The organism is Rathayibacter sp. AY1C6, from assembly GCF_002931535.1.
Classification (GTDB): Bacteria; Actinomycetota; Actinomycetes; order Actinomycetales; family Microbacteriaceae; genus Rathayibacter.
In genome coordinates, this window is record NZ_PSWC01000007.1 from 40302 (window position 1) to 60744 (window position 20443).

The window sequence follows — 20443 nt, forward strand, 5'->3', positions numbered from 1 at the left end:
ACCGGGGCGTGCCGATTCCGCTCCCGGCGCGCGGCTTGGCATGATGTCGGGATGACCGCTCCCTTCCCCCGAGCCCGCGAGTCCCGTCCCGGCTACGACACGGCCGAGGTCGACTCCTTCCTCGCGTCGGCGCGCGAGGCCTACTCGCAGCTCTCCGGGGGACCGGCGGACCTCCGCGCCGCCGACCTGCGCCACACCGCGTTCACTCTGCGCAAGGGCGGCTACTCCGCGCCCCACGTCGATGCGGCGCTCGAGCGCCTCGAGGACGCCTTCGCCCTGCGAGAGCGCCAGTACGCGATCGCGGCCCGGGGCGAGGAGGCGTGGCTCGCGGACGCGCGGTCGACGGCCCAGGAGATCGTGAACCGGCTGGCCCGCGCTCCCCGCGAGCGGTTCACCCGGGCCGGCGCTCTCACGACGGGCTACAACATCCGCCAGGTCGACGCCTTCGCCGACCGGATCTCCGGCTACTTCCGCGACGGATCGGTGCTGACCGTGGACGACGTGCGGACCGTCTCCTTCGCCCCGCAGCGCGGCGGGTACGCCGAGGCCCAGGTCGACCTGCTGCTCGACACGGTCGTCGACGTGATGCTGGCGGTCCGCTGACCGGAGCCGGATCTGCTGGCCGATCAGGTCATCGTCCGTTATGCTTTCGTAATCGTGGCTCAGCATCCTCAGACCTCCGTCGCCCACACGCCCGCGAACCGCACCAGCGGTCGCCCGGCGGTCCCGCACCAGACCCCGGTGCGGCGCTCCTGGGCTCGGATCCCGGTGACGGTGCTGGCCTTCACGGCCTCGATCGCGTTCGCCATGGTGAACGTCGTCGATCCGTCCAGCGGCGCGGTCGCCTCCCCCTACTACCAGGCCCCGGCGCGCTTCAACGGCGACTCCGCGCAGCGGCTCGTCGTCGCGGACGCCGTCGAGCGGACCGTCCAGCGCGACTCGTTCGGCGCCGAGGCGAAGCCGACGCCCACTCCGACCCCGACGCCCACTCCGACCGAGACTCAGACCGCTTCCGCGACCGCCGACGAGGAGGAGTCGGGCTCCGCCGAGGCGGAGACCGCCGCTCCCGTCCAGCGCGCCGCCGCTCCGGATCCCGGATCCGCAAAGGCCATCGCGTACGACATGATCGTGCAGCGCGGCTGGGCCGACAGCGAGTACGACTGCCTCGTCCTCCTCTGGAACCGCGAGTCCGGCTGGAACGTCTACGCCGAGAACAAGTCCAGCGGTGCCTACGGCATCCCGCAGGCACTCCCCGGCAGCAAGATGGCGACGGCCGGCTCCGACTGGGCGACCAACGCGAGCACCCAGATCACCTGGGGCCTCGGCTACATCTCCGGCCGCTACGGCTCGCCCTGCGGCGCCTGGGCCCACTCCGAGTCGGTCGGCTGGTACTGATCGTTCTCCTCCGCTCGGCACAGCGTCCGGCGGGCTGAGGCTCTCGCTACCCTGGTGCCGTGGATTACGCGCTGCTCGGGGTCGTCGGGATCATCACGGTCGTCACCGTCGCGCGGTTCTCGAGCCGCCTCGGGATCGCCGCACCGCTGCTCCTGGTCGTCATCGGGATCGGCGCGTCCTATCTCCCCGGGGTCCCGGACATCGAGGTCGAGCCTGAACTGATCCTCGCGGGCGTGCTGCCGCCGCTGCTGTACTCGGCCGCGATCCAGGTGCCCCTCACCGACTTCCGGCGGAACCTGCGCTCGATCTTCGGGCTCTCGGTCCTCCTGGTCGTCGTGACCGCCCTCGTGGTCGGCGGCTTCCTCTACCTCGTGTTCCCCGATCTGAGCCTGCCCGCGGCGATCGCTCTGGGCGCCGTCGTGAGCCCGACCGACGCGGTGGCCGCGACCTCGATCGGCAAGAAGCTCGGACTCCCGCCCCGCCTGGTGACGGTGCTCGAGGGCGAGAGCCTCGTGAACGACGCGTCGGCGCTGGTGCTGCTGCGCGCCGCGACGGCTGCGGCGGCCGTGGTCGGCGCCTCCGTCACGACCGACGCGATCGACGTGGGCGAGGTGGGGGTCCTCTTCGTCTACTCCGTCCTGATGGCGATCGTCCTCGGACTGGTGATGGGCGTGCTCACCGTCTTCGTGCGCTCGAAGCTGCGGGACCCGGTGCTCGACACCGCCGTGTCCTTCGCCGTGCCGTTCCTGGCCTACATCCCGGCCGAGGAGCTGGGCGCGTCCGGGGTGCTCGCCGTCGTGGTCACCGGGATCTACACGGGGCACAACAGCGCGCGCTTCCTCTCGCCGCAGTCGCGGATCAGCGAGCGGGTGAACTGGCGGACGGCGCAGTTCCTGCTCGAGAACGGCGTCTTCCTGCTCATGGGCGCCGAGATCAAGGCGATCGTCTCCGGGGTCGTGGACCCGGGCGAGTTCGGAGTGGGCACCGCGGTGCTGCTGGGTCTGGCCACCGTGGTCATCCTGATCGTGCTGCGGGCCCTCTTCGTGTGGCCGCTGCTCCTGTGGCTGCGCAGCTCCGGTCGGCGGGCGGAGCGGATCAACCGGCGGCTGGCGGTGGGCCTGATGCGACTGCGCAACAGCGCCACCAGCGACGAGCGCTTCCGGCGGCGGCAGGTGAGAGCGGAGCGGCTCTACCTCCGGCGCGAGACCGATCTGGCCGCGACCACGAGCGAGGCGTTCGGCTGGCGCGGAGGAGTCGTCCTGTCCTGGTCCGGGATGCGCGGCGTGGTCACGCTCGCCGCGGCCCAGTCGCTGCCGGACGAGACTCCCTACCGCTCCCAGCTGATCCTGATCGCCTTCACCGTCGCCGTCGTGACGCTGCTCCTGCAGGGTGCGACGCTCCCGGCGCTGATCCGGCTCACCGGCATCCAGGGCACCGACGGAGAGGCCGACCGCCGCGAGCTCGCGACGCTGCTCGACGAGGTCGCGGCCACGGGCATCCAGGCCCTCCCCGAGGCGGTGGCGGAGCTGCCCGACGGCGAGGCGGGCGAGCGCGTCCTCGAGCGCGTGCGCCGCGACACTCTGACCCGCTCGCAGGTGGCGTGGGAACAGGTCGGCCGCGCGGAGGATGCGCCCCTCGGCCCGCACGCGCAGTACCTGCGGCTGCGCCGAGCGGTCCTGCTCGCCGAGCGGGAGGCGCTGCTGGACGCCCGGGGGCGCGGGGTCTACTCCTCGCGGACGCTGCGGCGGGCGCAGCTGATGCTCGACGCCGAGGAGACCCGGCTCGAGATGGACGACAGCTCCCACTGACGGGAGGGGCCCAGCGGCGGCCTCCTAGACTGGGGAGATGCCGCGCAGCAACAGACCCCGGGGCGGCCGCCGTGACGACGACGACGAGCAGCGCGACCTCTCGCAGATGCTCGCAGGCTTCCGGCGCACAGAGTCGCACGCCGGCCGGGAGTGGAACGTTCAGCCCGTCTCGGCAGTGCGGGCCGTAAAGAACTACCTCTGCCCGGGCTGCGGGCTCACCATCGACATCGGCCAGCCGCACCTGGTCACCTGGCGGGCCGACGGCGCCCTCGGCGACGCGGCCGACCTGGCCGGCCGCCGCCACTGGCACACGCACTGCTGGAGAATCCGAGGAGCACGATGACCCACGAGATCCGCGGAGGCGTCGTCCTCCCCGCCCGTCGCGAGGACATCGAGCTGCACACAGCCGACGGGCTGACCCTTGTCGGGGAGCTCGCGCTGCCCCTGGAGCGCGAGCCGGTCGCGACCCTGGTCACCCTGCATCCGCTGCCCACACACGGCGGCTTCATGGACTCGCACATCCTGCGGAAGGCCGCCGCCCGCCTGCCCGCGCTCGCCGATCTGGCGGTCCTCCGCTTCAACACCCGCGGCACTGCGTCGCCGCGCGGCACGAGCGAGGGCGCGTTCGGACACGGCACCGAGGAGCGCGCCGACGTCGCCGCAGCCCTGGCGCTCGTCGCGGAGCGCGGACTGCCGCACCCCTGGCTGGTCGGCTGGTCCTTCGGCACCGAGCTCGCGCTGAAGTGGGGGAGGGAGCACCCCGTCGAGGGAGCGATCCTGCTCTCGCCGCCGCTGCACCGCACGAGCGCGGAGGAGGTCGCCGCCTGGGGCGAGGACGGCCGACCGCTCGTGGCGCTCGTCCCGGAGTTCGACGACTACCTGCGGCCGGAGGCGGCCGCCGAGCGCTTCGCGAGCGTGCCGCAGCTGGACCTCGTCGCTGTGGAGGGCGGGAAGCATCTCTGGGTCGGCGAGGCGCAGACCCGGCGCGTCCTCGACGAGATCGTGCGCGTGGTCGCGCCCGCCTCGTCCCCGCTGCCGACGGAGTGGGCGGGCGAGCTCGGCTGAGCCGACCCGCCCAGCGACCGCCTAGCGGCCGGACGAGCCGCCGTCGGAGCCGCTGCCGTCAGGGCCGCTGCCGTCGGAGCCGTCGCCGTCGCTGTCGTCCGCGAGTCCGTCGATGTGGCCGATGAGCCCGCGCAGTCCCGACACGTAGCCGGCGATCGCGTCGCGCTCGGTGCGGATCTCGTCGAGGCGCCGCTCGGCGGTGTCCATCAGCTCGCGGCTGCGGCGCTCCGCGTCCGCGACGAGCTTCTGCGCCTGGTCGCGCGCGTCGTCGAGGAGGGCGTCGGAGTCGTCCTGGGCCTTCCGGCGCAGTCGCGTCGTGTCGTCGAGGGCGTCGCTGCGGAGGGCGTCCGCCTCGAGGCGCTTGTCGTTCGCGCGTCGGATGGCGTCGGCGAGCTGCAGGTTCGACTCGTCGAGGTAGCGCTGGGTCTGCGCGACGGCCTCCTGGTGGCGGAGCAGGTCGTCGCGGTCGGCCTCCTCGCGGCGCGCGGCGAGCTCGACCACCAGGTCGATCCGGGCCTGCTCGACCTCGCGCGAGAGCGCAGCGGCCTCGTCGGCGGACGCGGCGCGCAGGCCCGCCAGCTCGGCGTCGAGCACGGCGACGGCCTCGGCGCGCTCCTGGGTGAGCCGGGTGCGCTGGTCGGCGATCTCGCGGGCGCCCTCGGCGCGGGCGGCGGCGACCTCGGCGTCGAGCGCGGCGCGGGTCGAGAGCACCTCGGCCTCGACCGCCGCGCGAGCCTGGGCGACCTCGGCCTCGACGGCCGCCCGGAGCCGGTCGACCTCGGAGGCGACCTCGGCCCGCAGGAGCTCGTTGGCCTGGGCGAGGCGGGCGGCCTCGGCGCGGGCGACCTCGATCTCGCGGGCGGCGACGGCGCGCATCTCCGCAGCCTCGCGCTCGGCCTCGGAGCGGATCGCGGCGGCCTCGCGCTTCGCGGTGGCGCGGGTCTCGGCGGCCTCGGTCGCCACGGTGCCGCGGATCGCGGCGGCCTCGCGGACGGCGTCCTGGGTCATCACGTCGCGGTCGTCGGCGGCCTTGCCGAGCGTCGCCGCGGCCTGCGCCTCGGACTCGTCGCGGGTCCGGTCCGCACGGCGGCGCGCCTCGGTCACCAGGCGCTCGGCCTCGTCGCGCGCCTCCTGGAGGATGCGGTCGCCGTCGTCGCGGGTGGAGCGGCGGAGGGCGGAGGCGTCGTTCTCGGCCTGGGCGATGATCCGCTCGGACTGCTCCTCGGCCACGCGCAGGGTGTGCTCGAGCTTGGCGCCCAGGCCGGCGTAGGTGGGAGTGCCGACCTGCTGCAGCTCCTTCTCGAGGCCCTCGATCCGGGAGGACAGGCGCTTCACCTCGCGGCCGCTCTCGGCCGCCTGGGTGTTCGAGTGGATGAGCTCGCGGCGCAGGCCCTGGACGGCCTTGTCGACCTCGTCCCGGTCGTAGCCACGGAACACCTGGGTGAATTCGGCCTCGTCGTTCGCCACGTCGTCTCCTTCAGAGCAGGACCGCGGTGGGGCTCGCGGCACTGGGAAAGTGTATTCAGCAGGGAGGCCGCGGCCGGGGCGACACCCGCACCGCGCGCCGCCCGGGCCGCACTCTCGGCTTCTCCCGGGCATCGGAGCGAGGGCATCGGCTATCGTGGACTGTCTTTGTCTGTTGCCGTCGCGCCCCGGTCCGGCTGCGTACCCCGAGCCGGCCCCGGCCGTCACCCCGATCCGGCAACGCAGGAGGAGTTCTTTCGTGCGGTTCGTCTTCGCCATCATCGCCACCGTCATCGCTGCCGCGATGATCGTGCTCGGCATCGGTCAGCGGACGGTCTGGGCTCCTCCGGAGTCCCTCACCGCCGAGACCGCGCTCGACTCCTCCGCTCCCTACGCGGTGATCGACGGCAGCACCCTGGGCGCCAACCCGGGACGCCAGACGATCACGGTCGAGGGCAGCGGCGACCTCGTCGTCGCCTACGCCCGGACCTCCGACGTGCTGGGCTGGGTGGGCGGCTCGAGCTACGACGCCATCGGCTACGAGCGCGCCGACGACACCCTCACCTCCGCGGAGGAGACGGGGGAGCGCGTCCAGCTCTCCTCCGACGTCGAGACCGCCGACGCGGCGGTCGTCGATCCTCGCGGCTCCGACCTCTGGCTCGAGGAGTTCGAGGGGAGCGGCAGCGTGACCCTGGCGCTCGACGTGCCGGAGGACGTCTCCATCCTCATCGCGAGCGACGGCACCGCGCCGGCAGCCGACTCCGTGCGCGTCAGCTGGCCCGTGGACACCGCGACGCCCCTCGCCGGCCCGCTGCTGCTCGGAGGAGCCGTGTTCCTCCTCCTCGGCCTCGTCCTCTACATCTGGGCCTTCGTCCACCTGCGCCGCCAGCACGGCCCGCGCCGGAAGGGACCGCAGGGTCGGATCCCCCGCGGTGCCCGCCGCCCCCGGCCGCGTGCCGGGATCCAGGCCTCCACGGCGTCGCCGGCGCCCTCGCGCCGCCGGGCCGCCCTGGTGCTGCCAGTCGTCCTCGGGACGACGGTCCTCCTCTCCGGCTGCAGCTCCGACTACTGGCCGGATCTCGCCGCGGGCGCGAGCGAGGCGCCGACCGCGTCCGCCACGGCGACCGCGGGGGCAGAGCCGGTCTCGGCCGAGCCGACCCCCGTGGTCACCACGCAGCAGGCGGAGGCCGTCGTCGCCGAGGTCGCCGATGTCGCGTCGCGCGCCGACGCCGCCCGGGACGCCGGGATCCTCGCCGAGCGCTTCCAGGGCGAGGCGCTCACCGAGCGCACCACCAACTACGACGTCGTCGCCAAGGGCGGGACGATCGACCCGCCGCAGACGATCCCGGCCTCCCCGGTGAGCCTGGTGCTCCCGCAGGACACGGAGTCGTGGCCGCGCCTGGTGACCGCCGTCGTGCAGAACTCGACGGACTCCACCCAGGCCCCGATCGCGCTGGTGATGAGCCAGGCGAGCCCGCGCGTCGACTACAAGGTCGACTACGCCATCTCGCTCGAGGCCAACGCGCGCATCCCCGACGTCGCGCCCGTCACCGTCGGCACGTCGATCGTGGCGCCCGACTCGCGCCTGATGAAGCTCGCCCCGCAGACCGTCGGCTCCGCGTACGCGGACGTGCTCGCCAACGGCGACTCGAGCCAGTACGCCGAGCTCTTCGCGGCCGACGGCGACACCCTCCGGGGGCAGGTCGGCGTCGACAAGAAGAACGCCGACCGCGAGGCACTGCCGGACACCGCCTCGATCGAGTTCTCGAACGCCGCCGGCACGTCGCCGACGATCGCGCTCGCGACGAACGACTCGGGGGCCCTCGTCGCGGCGAGCATCGCCGAGACGTCGACCGTCCGCCCCACTGCCGAGGGCTCGACCGTCTCGACCTCCGGCGCCTCGCAGACCCTGCTGGGCACGGACAAGTCGACGACCGGCATCGAGACCACCTACGGATACCAACTGCTGTTCTACGTACCGCCCGTCGGATCGGAGGAGAAGATCGTGATGCTCGGATGGAGCCAGGGACTCGTCTCGGTGGTGCAGCTGCCGTGAGCACCGTCCCGCCCCTGCCCGGAAACCTCCGCGGCGCCGTCGACCTCTCGTCGCTGGTGAACCGCCGCACCCCGCCCGCCGCCTCCGCCGGCGCCCCGGCCGCGCCCGCCGCTCCCGGAGGCGCGCCCGGCGCGAATCCGCTGCTGCTGACCGCCGGCGACGCCGAGTTCGACCAGGTGGTCCAGCTCTCGTCGCGCGTGCCGGTGATCGTCGACCTGCGCGGCTCCTGGTCGGACCAGAGCCAGAGCATGACCGCGCTGCTCGAGAAGGTCGTCGTCTCGTACGCCGGCGCGTTCGTGCTCGTCGGGGTCGACGTGGAGTCGAGCCCGCAGCTGGCGCAGGCGTTCCAGGTGCAGTCCGTGCCGACGGTCGCCGCGATCATCGGCGGCCGCCCGGTGCCCCTGTTCAGCGGCCTCATCGCCGAGGAGCAGCTGCGCGACCTGCTCGAGCAGGTCCTCCAGCTCGCCGCTCAGAACGGTGTGACGGGCACGGTGCCGGTGGAGGGAGCCGCTCCCGCCGAGGGCGCGGAGCCCGAGCCGGAGCCGCTGCCGCCGCACCACCAGGAGGCCTACGACGCGATCGACCGGGGCGACTACGCCGCGGCGATCACCGAGTACGAGACCGCCATCGCGCAGAACCCGCGCGACGACCTCGCGGTCGCCGGTCTCGCTCAGGTGCGGCTGCTGGCCCGCCTCCAGGGCCGCACGCTCGACGACATCCGCTCGACCGCCGCGGCCGAGCCGTCGAACCTCGACGCGCAGCTCGCCGTCGCCGACCTGGACGTCTCGGGCGGCCACGTCGAGGACGCCTTCGACCGACTGCTCTCGATGTTCCCGCGCCTCGACGCCGAGGGGAAGGCCGCCGTCCGCGCTCGTCTCCTGGAGCTCTTCGAGATCGTCGGCCAGACCGACCCGCGCGTCAACAAGGCTCGGGCCCGGCTCACCGGCCTGCTCTACTGACGCCGGCCGGAACGCCGAGAGGCCGCCCGCTCGCGACGATCGTCGCGGCGGGCGGCCTCTTCCGTGCGGGGACCGATCAGTCGGCGGGTCGCAGGTAGAGCACGGCCAGCGGGGGCAGGACCAGCTCGGCGGAAGCCGGGCGGCCGGCCCACGGCTCCTCGCGAGCCTCGACCGCTCCGAAGTTCCCGACTCCGCTGCCGCCGTAGATCTCGGCGTCCGTGTTGACGAGCTCCTCCCAGCGGCCGGCCGTGGGCAGGCTCACGCGGTAGCCGTGCACGGGCGAACCCGAGAAGTTGGCGATGACGGCGATCGGGCGACCCTCGCTGTCCTTGCGCAGGAACGAGACGACGTTGGCCGCCGCCGCGCCGCCGTCGATCCACTCGAAGCCCGACTGCTCGTGGTCGAGCTCCCAGAGCGACGGCGAGTCGCGGTACACGCGGTTCAGCTGACCGACGAGGCTCCAGAGACCGCGGTGGCTCGGCTGATCGAGGATCCACCAGTCCAGACCCCGCTCCTCGCTCCACTCGGAGTACTGGCCGAACTCCTGGCCCATGAAGAGCAGCTGCTTGCCGGGATGGGCCCACATGAAGGCGAGGTAGGCGCGCACGTTCGCGAGCTGCTGCCAGTGGTCGCCCGGCATCTTCTGGATCAGCGAGCCCTTGCCGTGCACGACCTCGTCGTGGCTGATCGGCAGGACGAACTTCTCGCTGAAGGCGTAGACGAACGAGAAGGTGATCTCGCCCAGGTGGTACTGGCGCCACAGCGGATCGTTCGCCATGTAGTCGAGCGAGTCGTGCATCCAGCCCATGTTCCACTTGAGCCCGAAGCCGAGGCCGCCGGAGCTGGTGGGCTGGGTGACGCCGGGCCAGCTCGTCGACTCCTCGGCGATCATCATGATGCCGGGGTGCAGCTTGTAGGCCGTGGCGTTGACCTCCTGGAGGAAGCTGATCGCCTCGAGGTGCTCGCGTCCGCCGTACTGGTTCGGCAGCCACTCGCCCTCCTTGCGGGAGTAGTCGAGGTAGAGCATCGAGGCGACGGCGTCCACGCGCAGGGCGTCGACGTGGAACTCCTCGAGCCAGAACAGGGCGTTAGCGACGAGGAAGTTGCGCACCTGGGTGTGCCCGAAGTCGAAGACGTAGGTGCCCCAGTCCATCTGCTCGCCGCGGCGCCAGTCCGGGTGCTCGTAGAGCGGCTCGCCGTCGAAGCGGGCGAGGGCGAAGTCGTCCTTGGGGAAGTGCCCCGGCACCCAGTCGACGATGACGCCGATGCCGGCCTGGTGCAGACGGTCGATCAGGTACTTGAGGTCGTCGGCCGTGCCGAAGCGGCTCGAGGCGGCGTAGTAGCCGGTGACCTGGTAGCCCCAGGAGCCGCCGAACGGGTGCTCGGCGAGCGGCATGAACTCCACGTGCGTGAAGCCGAGCTCGGTGACGTACTCGATCAGCGGGTCCGCGAGGTCGCGGTAGCCCAGTCCCGGACGCCAGGAGCCGAGGTGCATCTCGTAGACGCTGAGCGGCTGCGTGTGCGGATCGACCGAGGCTCGCTTCTCCATCCAGCCGGAGTCGCCCCACTGGTGGTGCGAGACGGGGACCTTGGACGCCGTCGCGGGCGGCACCTCCGTGGCGCGGGCCATCGGGTCGGCCTTGCGGACCCAGTGGCCGTCACGCGAGAGCAGGTCGAACTTGTAGGAGGCTCCGGGCTCGACGCCCGGGACGAAGATCTCCCAGACCCCGGTCGTCCCGAGGTTGCGGAGGGAGTGGCCCTCGCCGTTCCAGTCGTTGAAGTCGCCGACGACCCGAGCGGCCTGGGCGTGCGGGGCCCAGACGGCGAAGCTCGTGCCCCAGACCCCCTCGTGCTCGCGGTGACGGGCGCCGAGCGCCTCCCAGAGGCGCTCGTGGCGGCCCTCGCCGATGAGGTAGAGGTCGAAATCACCGACCGTCTTCGAGAAGCGGTAGGGGTCCTCCGCGGTCCACTCGCCGCCGCCGCCGTAGCGGGCCTCGACGGTGTACGCCTGCGGACCGAGGACGTGGAAGCCCTGCCAGATCCCGTCGCTGAGGTGGCTGAGCTCGACGCGGGCGCCGGTGGCGAGCACCACGGCGACCTTCTCGGCGAGCGGGCGGCGCACGCGGACGACCGTCACCGGGTCGGAGACGCCGGGGGCCGCGACGAGGTGCTGGCCCAGGACGTCGTGGGGGAGCGCGTTGCTGCCGGTGGCGAGCTGCTGCAGCACCCACTCGGGGATGTCGGGCAGCGCGATCGCAGCGGTGCCGTCGACAGGGCCCGAAGCGGATGCGGGGTCCGCGGTCGTCTCGGCGGGGCCGGCGGTCGTCTCAAAGGGAGCGGCGCTGTCCGCTGCGACGGAATCGGCGGCGTCCGTGTCGTCGGGCAGGTCGCCCTCGGCCCCGCTGCCGACCGGAGCGGACTCCGCGTCGTCGGCGTCGGGCTCGACGGTCACGGCGTCGTCGGCCGCGACCGGCTGAGGCGCCTCCGGGACCGTCTCGACCGCGTAGCTGCGCGCGTTCTCGCCGTCCGCTCCGGGGTGCTGTCGAGCGTCGGGCGCCGCGTCGGCGACGTGCGCGCCGTGGCCGGAGGTGGTCGCCGAGCTGGTGCCCGTCGTGGGGACCGTCTCGGCGTGCGCGCCGAGGCCCGCCTCCTCGGCCGGGCTCGTGCCCTCGGGGGTGGTTCCGCTCATCGCTCGTCCGCCTTCACGCTCAGGATGTGCACGGGCTCGACGAACGAGTCGAGCCGCACGTAGTCGTCGCTGCCCCAGGTCCAGACGGCGCCGGTGATCAGGTCCTCGACCTCGAAGGTCGCGCTCCAGTCGAGCCCGATCGCGGGCAGGTCGAGGTGGACCGTGGTCTCGCGGGCCGAGTGCGGGTCGGTGTTGACGACGACGATGATCGTGTCGTCGGTCCCGGTGCCCGTGAACGCGGCCTGCAGGTGCTTGGAGTAGACGAGGATCGCGTCGTCGTCGCTGCCGTGCACGTGCAGGTTCCGCAGCTGCCCGAGTGCGGGGTGCGAGCGCCGGATCTCGTTGAGGCGCGTGATGTACGGCGCCAGCGAGCGGCCCGACTCCTCGGGGCCGGCCCAGTCGCGCGTCTTGTACTCGTACTTCTCGTTGTCGATGTTCTCCTCGGCGCCGGGGCGAGCGACGTTCTCGACCAGTTCGTAGCCGGCGTAGACCCCCCACAGCGGCGACGCGGTCGCGGCGAGGGCCGCCCGCACCTTGTACGCCGAGCGGCCGCCGTACTGGAGGTACTCGGTGAGGATGTCCGGAGTGTTCACGAAGAGGTTCGGCCGCATGTAGTCGGCCGTCTCGTGGGAGATGCTCGTGAAGAACTCGCCGAGCTCCTCCTTGGTGTTGCGCCAGGTGAAGTACGAGTACGACTGCTGGAAGCCGACCTTGCCGAGCGCGCGCATGATCGCGGGGCGGGTGAACGCCTCCGCGAGGAAGACGACCTCGGGGTGCTCGGCGTTGACCTCGTGGATGATCCACTCCCAGAAGTCGAGCGGCTTCGTGTGGGGGTTGTCGACGCGGAAGATCCGCACGCCCAGGTCGATCCAGTGCCGCAGGACCCGCAGCGACTCCTGACGGATGCCCTCGGGGTCGTTGTCGAAGTTGATCGGGTAGATGTCCTGGTACTTCTTCGGCGGGTTCTCGGCGTAGGCGATCGAGCCGTCGGGGAGCGTCGTGAACCACTCGGGGTGGCTGGTGACCCAGGGATGGTCGGGCGAGGCCTGCAGGGCGAAGTCGAGGGCGAGCTCGAGGCCCGCGGCCTCGACCGCGGCGTGGAAGGCGCGGAAGTCGTCCTCGGTGCCGAGGTCCGGGTGGATCGCGTCGTGGCCGCCCTCGGCCGAGCCGATCGCCCACGGCGAGCCGGGATCGTTCTCGCCGGCGTCGAGCGTGTTGTTCGGGCCCTTGCGGAAGGAGCGGCCGATGGGGTGGATCGGCGGCAGGTAGAGCACGTCGAAGCCCATCGCCGCCACGGCGGGGAGGCGGTCGATCGCGGTGCGGAAGGATCCGCTGGTCACGGTCCCGTCCTCGTGGCGCACGGCGCCCTCGGAGCGGGGGAAGAACTCGTACCAGGCGCCGACGCCGGCGCGGGTGCGCTCGACGTGGACGGTGCGCGGCTCCGAGACGCTGGTGAGGCTCATCACCGGGCGGGCGTCGAGCGCGCCGTGGACGGCGGGATCGGTCGCCGCGGCGAGGCGCTCCTCGGCGCTCAGCGTGGTGTCGCCGACGCGGGCGGCGGTGTCGGAGAGCAGGCTGCGCTCGCCCTCGGGCCGCGAGGAGTCGTCGGCGCCGCTGCGCAGCAGGCCCTCGCCGATGGCGAAGGTGACGTCGATGTCCAGGCCGGCCGGGATCTTGACCTCGGCCGTGTGGAGCCAGGTCGCCCAGTCGTCGGCGTAGGCGCGGATGCGGTAGCTCCAGTCGCCCTCCTCGTCGAGGGCCACGAGGCGCCCGTAGCGGTCGGTGCCGGTCGCGAGGAGCGACATGCGGTGCTCCGACTCGGCCCCGGACGGCGAGCGCAGCAGGAGGTCGACGCCGATGAGGTCGTGCCCCTCGCGGAAGGCCGTGGCAGCGAAGGGGACGACCTCGCCGACGAACGCCTTCGCGGGCCAGCGGTCGTCCTCGAGCCGGGGCTGCGGGTCGATGATCGGCAGGCGCTCGGCCCGGACGCGGTAGCCGCTCCCGGTCGTCGCGGTCGCCGGCGACGCGTGGGGTGCGTCCGCGGTCACCGGGTCGGCCGGAGCACTGTCGGCCGCGGGGGGAGCAGGAGTCGCCTCGGGGGCGGCGGCGGGCGCCGGAGCGGCCGTCTCGGGAGGCGCCGACGCCTCCTGGGGTGCGCGTCCGCGACCCGCTCGCCGTGCGTCCTTGCCGTTCTGAGCCTTGCCGAAAGGTATCTGAGCCACGTCATGACAGTAGCGACCGGCGGCGGCTCGCACACGACGGTTGCGCCCGCGCTCGGGCCTGTGCAAACGGATCCGGGGAGCGCGTGCCGGAGCGTCGGGGCGGGTCCGCGTCCGGCCGATCCGCGGCGGCCGAGGGGTCCGCTAGGGTGACCGAGCGCGACCGCCCCGGTGCTCCGCGACCGGGCGCTCCGGGGTCCGCAGAGAGTCGAGGGGTGCCGTGAAGGCGATCCGCCGCTTCATCGTCCGCTCCGTCCTCCCGCCCGAGCTCTCGGCTCTGGGCGATCTGGCGGGCAATCTCCGCTGGGCCTGGCACGAGCCCGCCCGGCGCTTGTTCGAGCGGGTCGATCCGGAGCTGTGGCGGCGCGGGGGAGCGGACCCCACCGCTCTGCTCGGAGCAGTGAGCCCCGAGCGCCTCGCCGAGCTGGCGGGGGACCAGGGCTTCGTCGACGAGGCGTGGCGCCTCCGCGACGAGCTCGAGCGCTACCGCACCGAGCCGCGGTGGTACCAGTCGCTGCCGGAGTCCGCCCCGCGCTCGATCGCCTACTTCTCGCCGGAGTTCGGCATCGCGGCGGCGCTGCCCCAGTACTCCGGCGGACTCGGCATCCTCGCGGGCGACCACCTGAAGGCCTCCTCGGACCTGGGCGTGCCGCTCACCGGCGTGGGCCTCTTCTACCGGTCGGGCTACTTCTCGCAGAAGCTCTCCGCCGACGGCTGGCAGCTCGAGTCCTACCCCTCGCTCGATCCCGACGGGCTGCCGCTGCGCGTCGTCCGTCTCGCCGACGGCTCGCCCGCCCGCATCGTGCTGGCGCTCCCCGAGGGACGCGCGCTCTACGCCCGGGTCTGGCGCGCGGAGGTCGGCCGGGTGACCCTCCTCCTGCTCGACACCGACATCCCCGAGAACGAGGACTCGCTCCGCTCCGTCACCGACCGCCTCTACGGCGGCGGGGGCGAGCACCGCCTGCTGCAGGAGCTGCTGCTGGGCATCGGCGGGGTCCGCGCGCTCGAACTCTGGGCCGAGGTCTCGGGCGGCGTCCTCCCGGAGGTGTTCCACACCAACGAGGGGCACGCCGGCTTCCAGGGGCTCGAGCGCATCTCCGGCCTGATCGGCGCGGGCCTGGACTTCGACCAGGCTCTCCAGGTGGTGCGGGCGAGCACGGTCTTCACCACGCACACTCCGGTGCCGGCGGGCATCGACCGCTTCGACCGCGGGATGATCGAGGAGTACTTCTCCACGGAGCTGCTCCCGGGCGTGCAGGTCGAGGACGTGCTCGCGCTGGGCGCCGAGCCGGGGGACTCCGGGACGGCGTTCAACATGGCGTACATGGGCCTGCGGCTCGCGCAGCGCTCCAACGGCGTCTCGACGCTGCACGGCGAGGTCAGCCGCTCGATGTTCTCGAGCCTCTGGCCCGGCTTCGAGACGGCGGAGGTGCCGATCGGCTCGGTGACGAACGGCGTCCACGCGGCCACCTGGACCGATCCGATCCTCCGGCGGCTCGCGGAGGAGCGGCTCGGCACCGACGACACGACGCGGGCCGACTGGGCCTCGGGCGCGCTCGGCGACACCGAGCTGTGGGCCGCGCGCCGGGCGATGCGGGAGCAGCTGGTGCGGGACGCCCGCCGCCGGGCCGCCCGCTCCTGGCGCGAGCAGAACCCGGGCGGCCTCCCGCCGGCCTGGCTCGACGAGCTGCTGGACCCGGACGTGCTCACCATCGGCTTCGCGCGGCGGGTGCCGACCTACAAGCGGCTGACCCTGATGCTCCACGACCCCGAGCGTCTGCGCGCGCTGCTCACCCACCCGCAGCACCCGATCCAGATCGTCATCGCGGGCAAGTCCCACCCGGCCGACGAGGAGGGGAAGCGCCTGATCCAGCGGCTCGTCCGCTTCGCGCAGGAGCCGGACGTGCGCCGCAGGATCGTCTTCCTGCCGGACTACGACATCGCGATGGCGCAGCTGCTCTACCCGGGCACCGACGTCTGGCTCAACAACCCGCTGCGCCCGCTCGAGGCGTGCGGCACCTCGGGGATGAAGGCGGCGCTCAACGGCTCGCTCAACCTCTCGATCCTCGACGGCTGGTGGAACGAGTACTTCGACGGCGAGAACGGCTGGGCGATCCCCTCCTCCGACCGCGCGCTCGACCCGGAGGCCCGCGACACGCTCGAGGCCGAGGCGCTCTACGAGCTGCTCGAGACCGAGGTCGTGCCGCGCTACTACGAGCGCGATCACGACGGCGTGCCCCGGCGGTGGGTGCGGTCGATCCGGCACACCCTCGCGACCCTCTCGCCCGAGCTCTCCGCCGAGCGGATGGTGCGCCAGTACGTCGAGGCGCTCTACTCGCCGGCCGCCGAGGCCGGGCGCGCCGTCGCCGCCGACCACTTCGAGCCGGCCAAGGAGCTGGCGACCTGGAAGCGGCGGGTCCGCGCCGGCTGGCCCGGGGTCGCGGTCGCGTCCGTCGAGTCCGGCGGGATCGACGCGGTGCCCCAGCGCGGGGACCGGCTCGCCGTGCGCGCGGGCGTGCGCCTGGGCGAGCTCTCGCCGGCGGACGTCTCGGTCGAGGTCGTGTACGGGACGACGGCCGCTGACGGCTCGCTCACCGAGGTCCGCCACCACGAGCTCGAGGTGGTCGAGGAGTCGGGTGCCGTAGTGCCGGCCGACGCGGTCGGGCGCGTGCCCTACGCCGGAGTGGTCACCCTCGACCGCAGCGGCTCCTTCGGCTACACCGTCCGCGTCGTGCCGCGGCATCCCCTCCTGGCCCGCTCCGCCGAGCTGGGACTGGCCGCCGCCGCCGGCTGACCCCGCCCGGTCCCTCTCCGCGAGATGCCGCTCCGGTGCGCCTTCCTCGGCGTCTCGCGGACCGGAGTGGGATCTCGCGGGAGGAGGACGGCGCATGGAGCGAAACGGCGCCCGGAGGAGGACGGCGGGGGAGCAGGGGTCAGCGCGCGATGTCGGCGAGGAGGGCGGCCGTCGCGGCGACGAGGTCGGCGGGGGCGAGCTCGATGTCGAAGCCCCGGCGCCCGCCCGACACGAGCACCGTGTCGTGGAGCTCGACGGTCTCGTCGATCACGGTGCGGTGCAGCGTCCTCTGCCCGAGCGGCGAGATGCCGCCGAGGACGTAGCCGGTCCGGCGCTGGGCCAGCACGGGGTCGGCCATCGCCGCCCGCCTGCCTCCGACCGCGGCCGCGAGCTCCTTCAGCCCGAGCGAGCCGGTGACGGGCAGGACGCCCACCACGAGCTCGCCGTCCACATCGACCATCAGGGTCTTGAACACGCGCTCCGGCTCGACGCCGAGCGCCTCGGCCGCCTCGAGCCCGTAGCGCGACGTGGCCGGGTCGTGCCGGTACTGGCGGGGAGTGAAGGGGACGCCCGTCGCCGTCAGCGCGACGGTCGCCGGGGTCCCCGGCCCGCTCCGCGCCATCAGGCGTCCTGCTCGGCCGCCGGCCCGTGCGCGGCGAAGAGCTGCATCGAGGTGCCGGCCACGCGGATGACCTGCCCCGGCTCGAACGACTCGCCGTGCTCCAGCGGCTCCGGCTCCTCGCTGTTCCACAGGCGCGTGTAGCCGGTGACCCCCTCGCCGTCGGCGAGCACGACCGTGGTGTCCTGCTCGACGCCGTGCACCACCAGCAGGACACGGTCCGGCTCGCCCTCGACCGGCGTCGAGGCCGCGAGGTACTGCAGCGTCCGGTTGGCGGCGGAGGTCCAGTCGTGCTCGCTCATCCCGCGCCCGTGGGCGTCGAACCACGTCATGGTCGTGGCGCCCGGCTCGCTCGCGTCGCCGCTGCCGTAGCGGGAGGGGCGCAGCGCCGGGTGCTCACGCCGCAGGCGCAGCAGGGTGCGCGTGTGCGCGCGGAGCGCGAGCTGCCAGTCGGCCAGGCCCTCCCAGCGCACCCAGGTCAGGTCCGAGTCCTGGCAGTAGGCGTTGTTGTTGCCGCGCTGGCTGCGCCCGGTCTCGTCGCCCGCCGTGATCATCGGCACGCCGGCCGACAGCAGCAGGGTGCCGAGGAGGTTCCGCATCGCCTTGCGCCGCGCCAGCGTGATCCGCTCGTCGGTGGTGGGGCCCTCGAAGCCGTGGTTGAAGGAGCGGTTGGTGTCGGCTCCGTCGCGGTTCGACTCGCCGTTGCCGATGTTGTGCTTGACGTTGTACGAGACCAGGTCCGCCAACGTGAAGCCGTCGTGCGCGGTGACGAAGTTGACCGAAGCGAGGGGTCCCCGCTCCGCCGAGAAGGTGTTGGAGGAGCCCGAGAGCCGGGTCGCGAAGCCGCCGATGCCGACGGGGGCCGTGCCGGCGCGGCGGGCGTAGTCGATGTCCGAGAGCCAGAAGTTGCGGGCGCGGTCGCGGTAGCGGTCGTTCCACTCCGACCACCCGGCCGGGAAGTTCCCCGTCTGCCAGCCGCCCATTCCCACGTCCCAGGGCTCGGCGATCATCTTCACGCCGGCCAGCGCCGGATCCTCGACCGCGGCCCGCAGCAGCGGGTGGTCGCTCCGGAAGTGCGCGATCTCGTCCCGGCCGAGGGTCGCGGCCAGGTCGAGCCGGAAGCCGTCGATCCCGACCTCGCCCGACCAGTAGCGCATCGAGTCCAGCGCGAGGCGCTGCGCCGCGGGCCGGCCGAAGTCGATCGTGTTCCCGCAGCCGGTGACGTCCACGTAGTGGCCCTCGGGCGTCTGGCGGTACCAGCCTGCGTCGTCGATCCCGCGCAGGCTCGACATCGGCCCGCCCGGCCCCTCCTCGGCGGTGTGGTTGTAGACCACGTCCAGGATCACCTCGAGGCCGGCCTCGTGCAGGAGCTTCACCATCCCCTTGAACTCGCGGAGCACCGCGGTCGGTCCGCCGCGCTGCGCGGTGGAGGAGGCGTACGCGGCGTGCGGGGCGAAGAAGTTCAGGGTGTTGTAGCCCCAGTAGTTGGTCAGCCCCTGCCGCAGCAGGCGCTGCTCCGACACGAACGCGTGCACGGGCAGCAGCTCGACCGCCGTCACGCCCAGATCGAGCAGCGCCGAGACCGTCGACTCGTGCGCCAGGCCGGCGTAGGTGCCGCGCAGCTCCACGGGGAGCGCCGGGTTCAGCCGGGTCAGCCCCTTCACATGCGCCTCGTAGATCACGGTGCGGTCCATCGGGGTGCCGGGCCGGGAGGAGGAGCCCCAGTCGAACGCGTCGTCCACGACGACGGAGCGCCACTCGTTCTCCGCCACCCGGTGCAGGCCGCGGGAGTACGGCTCCAGTAGGGCCCGGCGGGGGTCGAACCGGTGTCGGGGGCCCGTCGGCCCGTCGACGCGCAGGGCGTAGCGGCGGCCGGGGGCCAGCAGATCGGAGCGCGCGGACCAGACCGCGGCGTCGTCGCGCGCCAGCGGGACCGTGCGGGTCACCCAGGTCGGATCCTTCTCGTCGTACAGCAGCAGATCGACGGCGCTCGCGCTCTCGGACCAGACCCGCAGCTCACCGCCCTGATCGTCCACGGTCACGCCGAGCCGGGCCAGGGGATCGTGAGAGGTCATGCGACTTACAGTAGTGACGGGCACCGGCTCCCTCCGTGCCCCCGACGCGGGACGAAGGGCTGCTGTGATCTACCTCGACCACGCCGCGACCACCCCGCTGCGCGCCTCGGCGCTCGCCGCGTTCGCGGAGGCGTCCGCCCACGCCGGCAATCCCTCCTCCGTCCACGGCTCCGGCCAGGAGGCGCGCCGCCGGCTGGAGGACGCCCGGTCGGCGCTCGCGGGGGTGCTCGGCTGCGAGCCGATCGAGGTGATCCTCACCGCCGGCGGCACCGAGGCGGTCAACCTCGGGATCAAGGGCCTCTACTGGCAGCGCCGGAGCGAGGACCCGGCCCGCGTCCGGGTCCTGGTCGCCGAGGGGGAGCACCACGCGACGCTCGACTCCGCCGCCTGGCTCGCCGAGCACGAGGGCGCCGTCCTCGAGTCGCTGCCTCTCGACGACGAGGGCACCCTGCGGCCGGAGGCGCTCGCCGCGGCGCTGGAGGAGGACCCCGGATCGGTCGCCCTGGTCACGGTGCTCTGGGTCAACAACGAGATCGGGACGATCAACCCGATCGCCGAGCTGGCGGCCGCGTGCGCCCGCGCCGGCGTCCCCCTCCACGTCGACGCGGTCGCCGCCCTTGGACACGTGCCGCTGCGGATCGCCGAGATCCGCCGCGCCTCCGGCTCCGGGCGCGGCGCGGGACTGGCCGCCGTCAGCGTCTCGGGTCACAAGGTCGGCGGGCCGATCGCGACCGGTGCCCTCGTGCTCGCCCGCGACGCCCGCGTGGTCCCGGTGCTGCACGGAGGCGGACAGCAGCGAGGCGTCCGCTCCGGCACCCAGGACGTGCCCGGCGCCGCGGCCTTCGCCGCCGCCGCGGTCGAGGCGGACGCCGAGCTGTCGGCGGAGGCGCTGCGCCTGGCCGCCCTGCGCGACCGGCTCGTCGCGGGCATCCTCGCCGCCGTGCCGGGGGCGACCCTGACCGGGCCCGCCCTCGACTCCGGACGCCGGGTCGCCAACAACGCGCACCTCGCCTTCCCCGGTGCGCAGGGCGACTCCCTCCTCTTCCTCCTCGACACCGCGGGCGTCTCCGTCTCGACCGGATCCGCCTGCACGGCGGGGATCCCGGAGCCCTCGCACGTGGTCCTCGCGCTCGGCCGGAGCGAGGACGAGGCCCGCGGGGTGCTCCGGATGACGCTCGGCCACACCTCGACCGACGCGGACGTCGACGTCCTCCTGGCCGCGCTGCCCAGCGCCTACGCCCGCGCCGCCCGAGCCGGACTCTCGAACCGCGCGGTGCTGCCCGCCTGAACCCCTGCCGGC

The 20443-nt window shown here is 73.4% G+C and carries 14 protein-coding genes; 9 read left to right on the forward strand and 5 right to left on the reverse strand.

What is annotated here, in order from left to right:
- Positions 1-51 precede the first annotated feature (51 nt).
- Genes C5D36_RS06320 through C5D36_RS06340 form a run of 5 tightly spaced genes read left to right on the forward strand, consistent with a single transcriptional unit; the run spans position 52 to position 4268 of the window.
- Positions 52-603 carry a DivIVA domain-containing protein gene (locus tag C5D36_RS06320; protein ID WP_104226865.1) on the forward strand — a complete coding sequence of 184 codons (552 nt, stop codon included), beginning with the start codon at positions 52-54 and terminating at the stop codon, positions 601-603.
- Between the two features lie 54 nt (positions 604-657).
- Positions 658-1395, forward strand: coding sequence for a lytic transglycosylase domain-containing protein (locus C5D36_RS06325; RefSeq protein WP_258061290.1), 738 nt, complete (start codon positions 658-660; stop codon positions 1393-1395).
- A 59-nt stretch (positions 1396-1454) separates the two neighbouring features.
- Positions 1455-3203, forward strand: coding sequence for a sodium:proton antiporter (locus C5D36_RS06330; protein ID WP_104226863.1), 1749 nt, complete (start codon positions 1455-1457; stop codon positions 3201-3203).
- Positions 3204-3240: 37 nt separating this feature from the next.
- Entirely contained in the window at positions 3241-3546 is a 306-nt protein-coding gene (locus C5D36_RS06335) for a hypothetical protein (protein ID WP_181072792.1), read from the forward strand.
- Positions 3543-4268, forward strand: a complete 726-nt coding sequence (locus tag C5D36_RS06340) for an alpha/beta hydrolase (RefSeq protein ID WP_104226862.1) — start codon at positions 3543-3545, stop codon at positions 4266-4268. Before C5D36_RS06335 ends, C5D36_RS06340 begins: the two co-directional genes overlap by 4 nt.
- 21 nt (positions 4269-4289) lie before the next feature.
- On the opposite strand, the gene C5D36_RS06345 is transcribed toward C5D36_RS06340, so the two are convergent.
- A complete protein-coding gene (locus C5D36_RS06345; RefSeq protein ID WP_104295449.1) occupies positions 4290-5735 on the reverse strand; it encodes a DivIVA domain-containing protein in 1446 nt (481 codons plus the stop codon).
- Between the two features lie 256 nt (positions 5736-5991).
- Here C5D36_RS06345 and C5D36_RS06350 point away from each other — a divergent pair, with 256 nt between their 5' ends.
- Both C5D36_RS06350 and C5D36_RS06355 read left to right on the forward strand, forming a co-directional pair.
- Positions 5992-7788, forward strand: a complete 1797-nt coding sequence (locus tag C5D36_RS06350; RefSeq protein WP_104295450.1) for a hypothetical protein — start codon at positions 5992-5994, stop codon at positions 7786-7788.
- Complete coding sequence (locus C5D36_RS06355; RefSeq protein ID WP_104292183.1) at positions 7785-8747, forward strand: tetratricopeptide repeat protein; 963 nt, start codon at positions 7785-7787, stop codon at positions 8745-8747. Before C5D36_RS06350 ends, C5D36_RS06355 begins: the two co-directional genes overlap by 4 nt.
- Before the next feature lie 76 nt (positions 8748-8823).
- On the opposite strand, the gene glgB is transcribed toward C5D36_RS06355, so the two are convergent.
- Entirely contained in the window at positions 8824-11436 is a 2613-nt protein-coding gene (gene glgB / locus C5D36_RS06360; RefSeq protein WP_104295451.1) for a 1,4-alpha-glucan branching protein GlgB, read from the reverse strand.
- On the reverse strand, positions 11433-13403 hold the full coding sequence (locus C5D36_RS06365; protein WP_308471252.1) for an alpha-1,4-glucan--maltose-1-phosphate maltosyltransferase: 1971 nt from the start codon (positions 13401-13403) through the stop codon (positions 11433-11435). Before C5D36_RS06365 ends, glgB begins: the two co-directional genes overlap by 4 nt.
- A 472-nt stretch (positions 13404-13875) precedes the next feature.
- Between C5D36_RS06365 and glgP the strand changes: the two genes are divergently transcribed.
- Positions 13876-16449, forward strand: coding sequence for an alpha-glucan family phosphorylase (gene glgP / locus C5D36_RS06370; protein WP_104295452.1), 2574 nt, complete (start codon positions 13876-13878; stop codon positions 16447-16449).
- A 139-nt stretch (positions 16450-16588) separates the two neighbouring features.
- On the opposite strand, the gene ybaK is transcribed toward glgP, so the two are convergent.
- Positions 16589-17071 carry a Cys-tRNA(Pro) deacylase gene (gene ybaK, locus C5D36_RS06375; protein ID WP_104295453.1) on the reverse strand — a complete coding sequence of 161 codons (483 nt, stop codon included), beginning with the start codon at positions 17069-17071 and terminating at the stop codon, positions 16589-16591.
- Positions 17071-19143 (reverse strand): glycogen debranching protein GlgX, encoded by a 2073-nt coding sequence (glgX, locus tag C5D36_RS06380; protein ID WP_104288331.1) that lies wholly within the window; start codon positions 19141-19143, stop codon positions 17071-17073. The genes ybaK and glgX overlap by 1 nt, the downstream gene beginning before the upstream one ends.
- On the opposite strand from glgX, the gene C5D36_RS06385 reads away from it, so the two are divergent.
- Entirely contained in the window at positions 19142-20431 is a 1290-nt protein-coding gene (locus C5D36_RS06385; protein WP_104295454.1) for a cysteine desulfurase family protein, read from the forward strand. The genes glgX and C5D36_RS06385 overlap by 2 nt on opposite strands.
- The last annotated feature ends 12 nt before the right edge of the window (positions 20432-20443 follow it).

Coding starts and splice junctions, on each gene's coding strand:
- ybaK (WP_104295453.1), bottom strand. CDS start 17,071: ATGGCGCGGAGCGGGCCGGGGACCCCGGCGACCGTCGCGCTGACGGCG.
- C5D36_RS06340 (WP_104226862.1), top strand. CDS start 3,543: ATGACCCACGAGATCCGCGGAGGCGTCGTCCTCCCCGCCCGTCGCGAG.
- C5D36_RS06335 (WP_181072792.1), top strand. CDS start 3,241: ATGCCGCGCAGCAACAGACCCCGGGGCGGCCGCCGTGACGACGACGAC.
- glgB (WP_104295451.1), bottom strand. CDS start 11,436: ATGAGCGGAACCACCCCCGAGGGCACGAGCCCGGCCGAGGAGGCGGGC.
- C5D36_RS06320 (WP_104226865.1), top strand. CDS start 52: ATGACCGCTCCCTTCCCCCGAGCCCGCGAGTCCCGTCCCGGCTACGAC.
- glgX (WP_104288331.1), bottom strand. CDS start 19,143: ATGACCTCTCACGATCCCCTGGCCCGGCTCGGCGTGACCGTGGACGAT.
- C5D36_RS06385 (WP_104295454.1), top strand. CDS start 19,142: ATGCGACTTACAGTAGTGACGGGCACCGGCTCCCTCCGTGCCCCCGAC.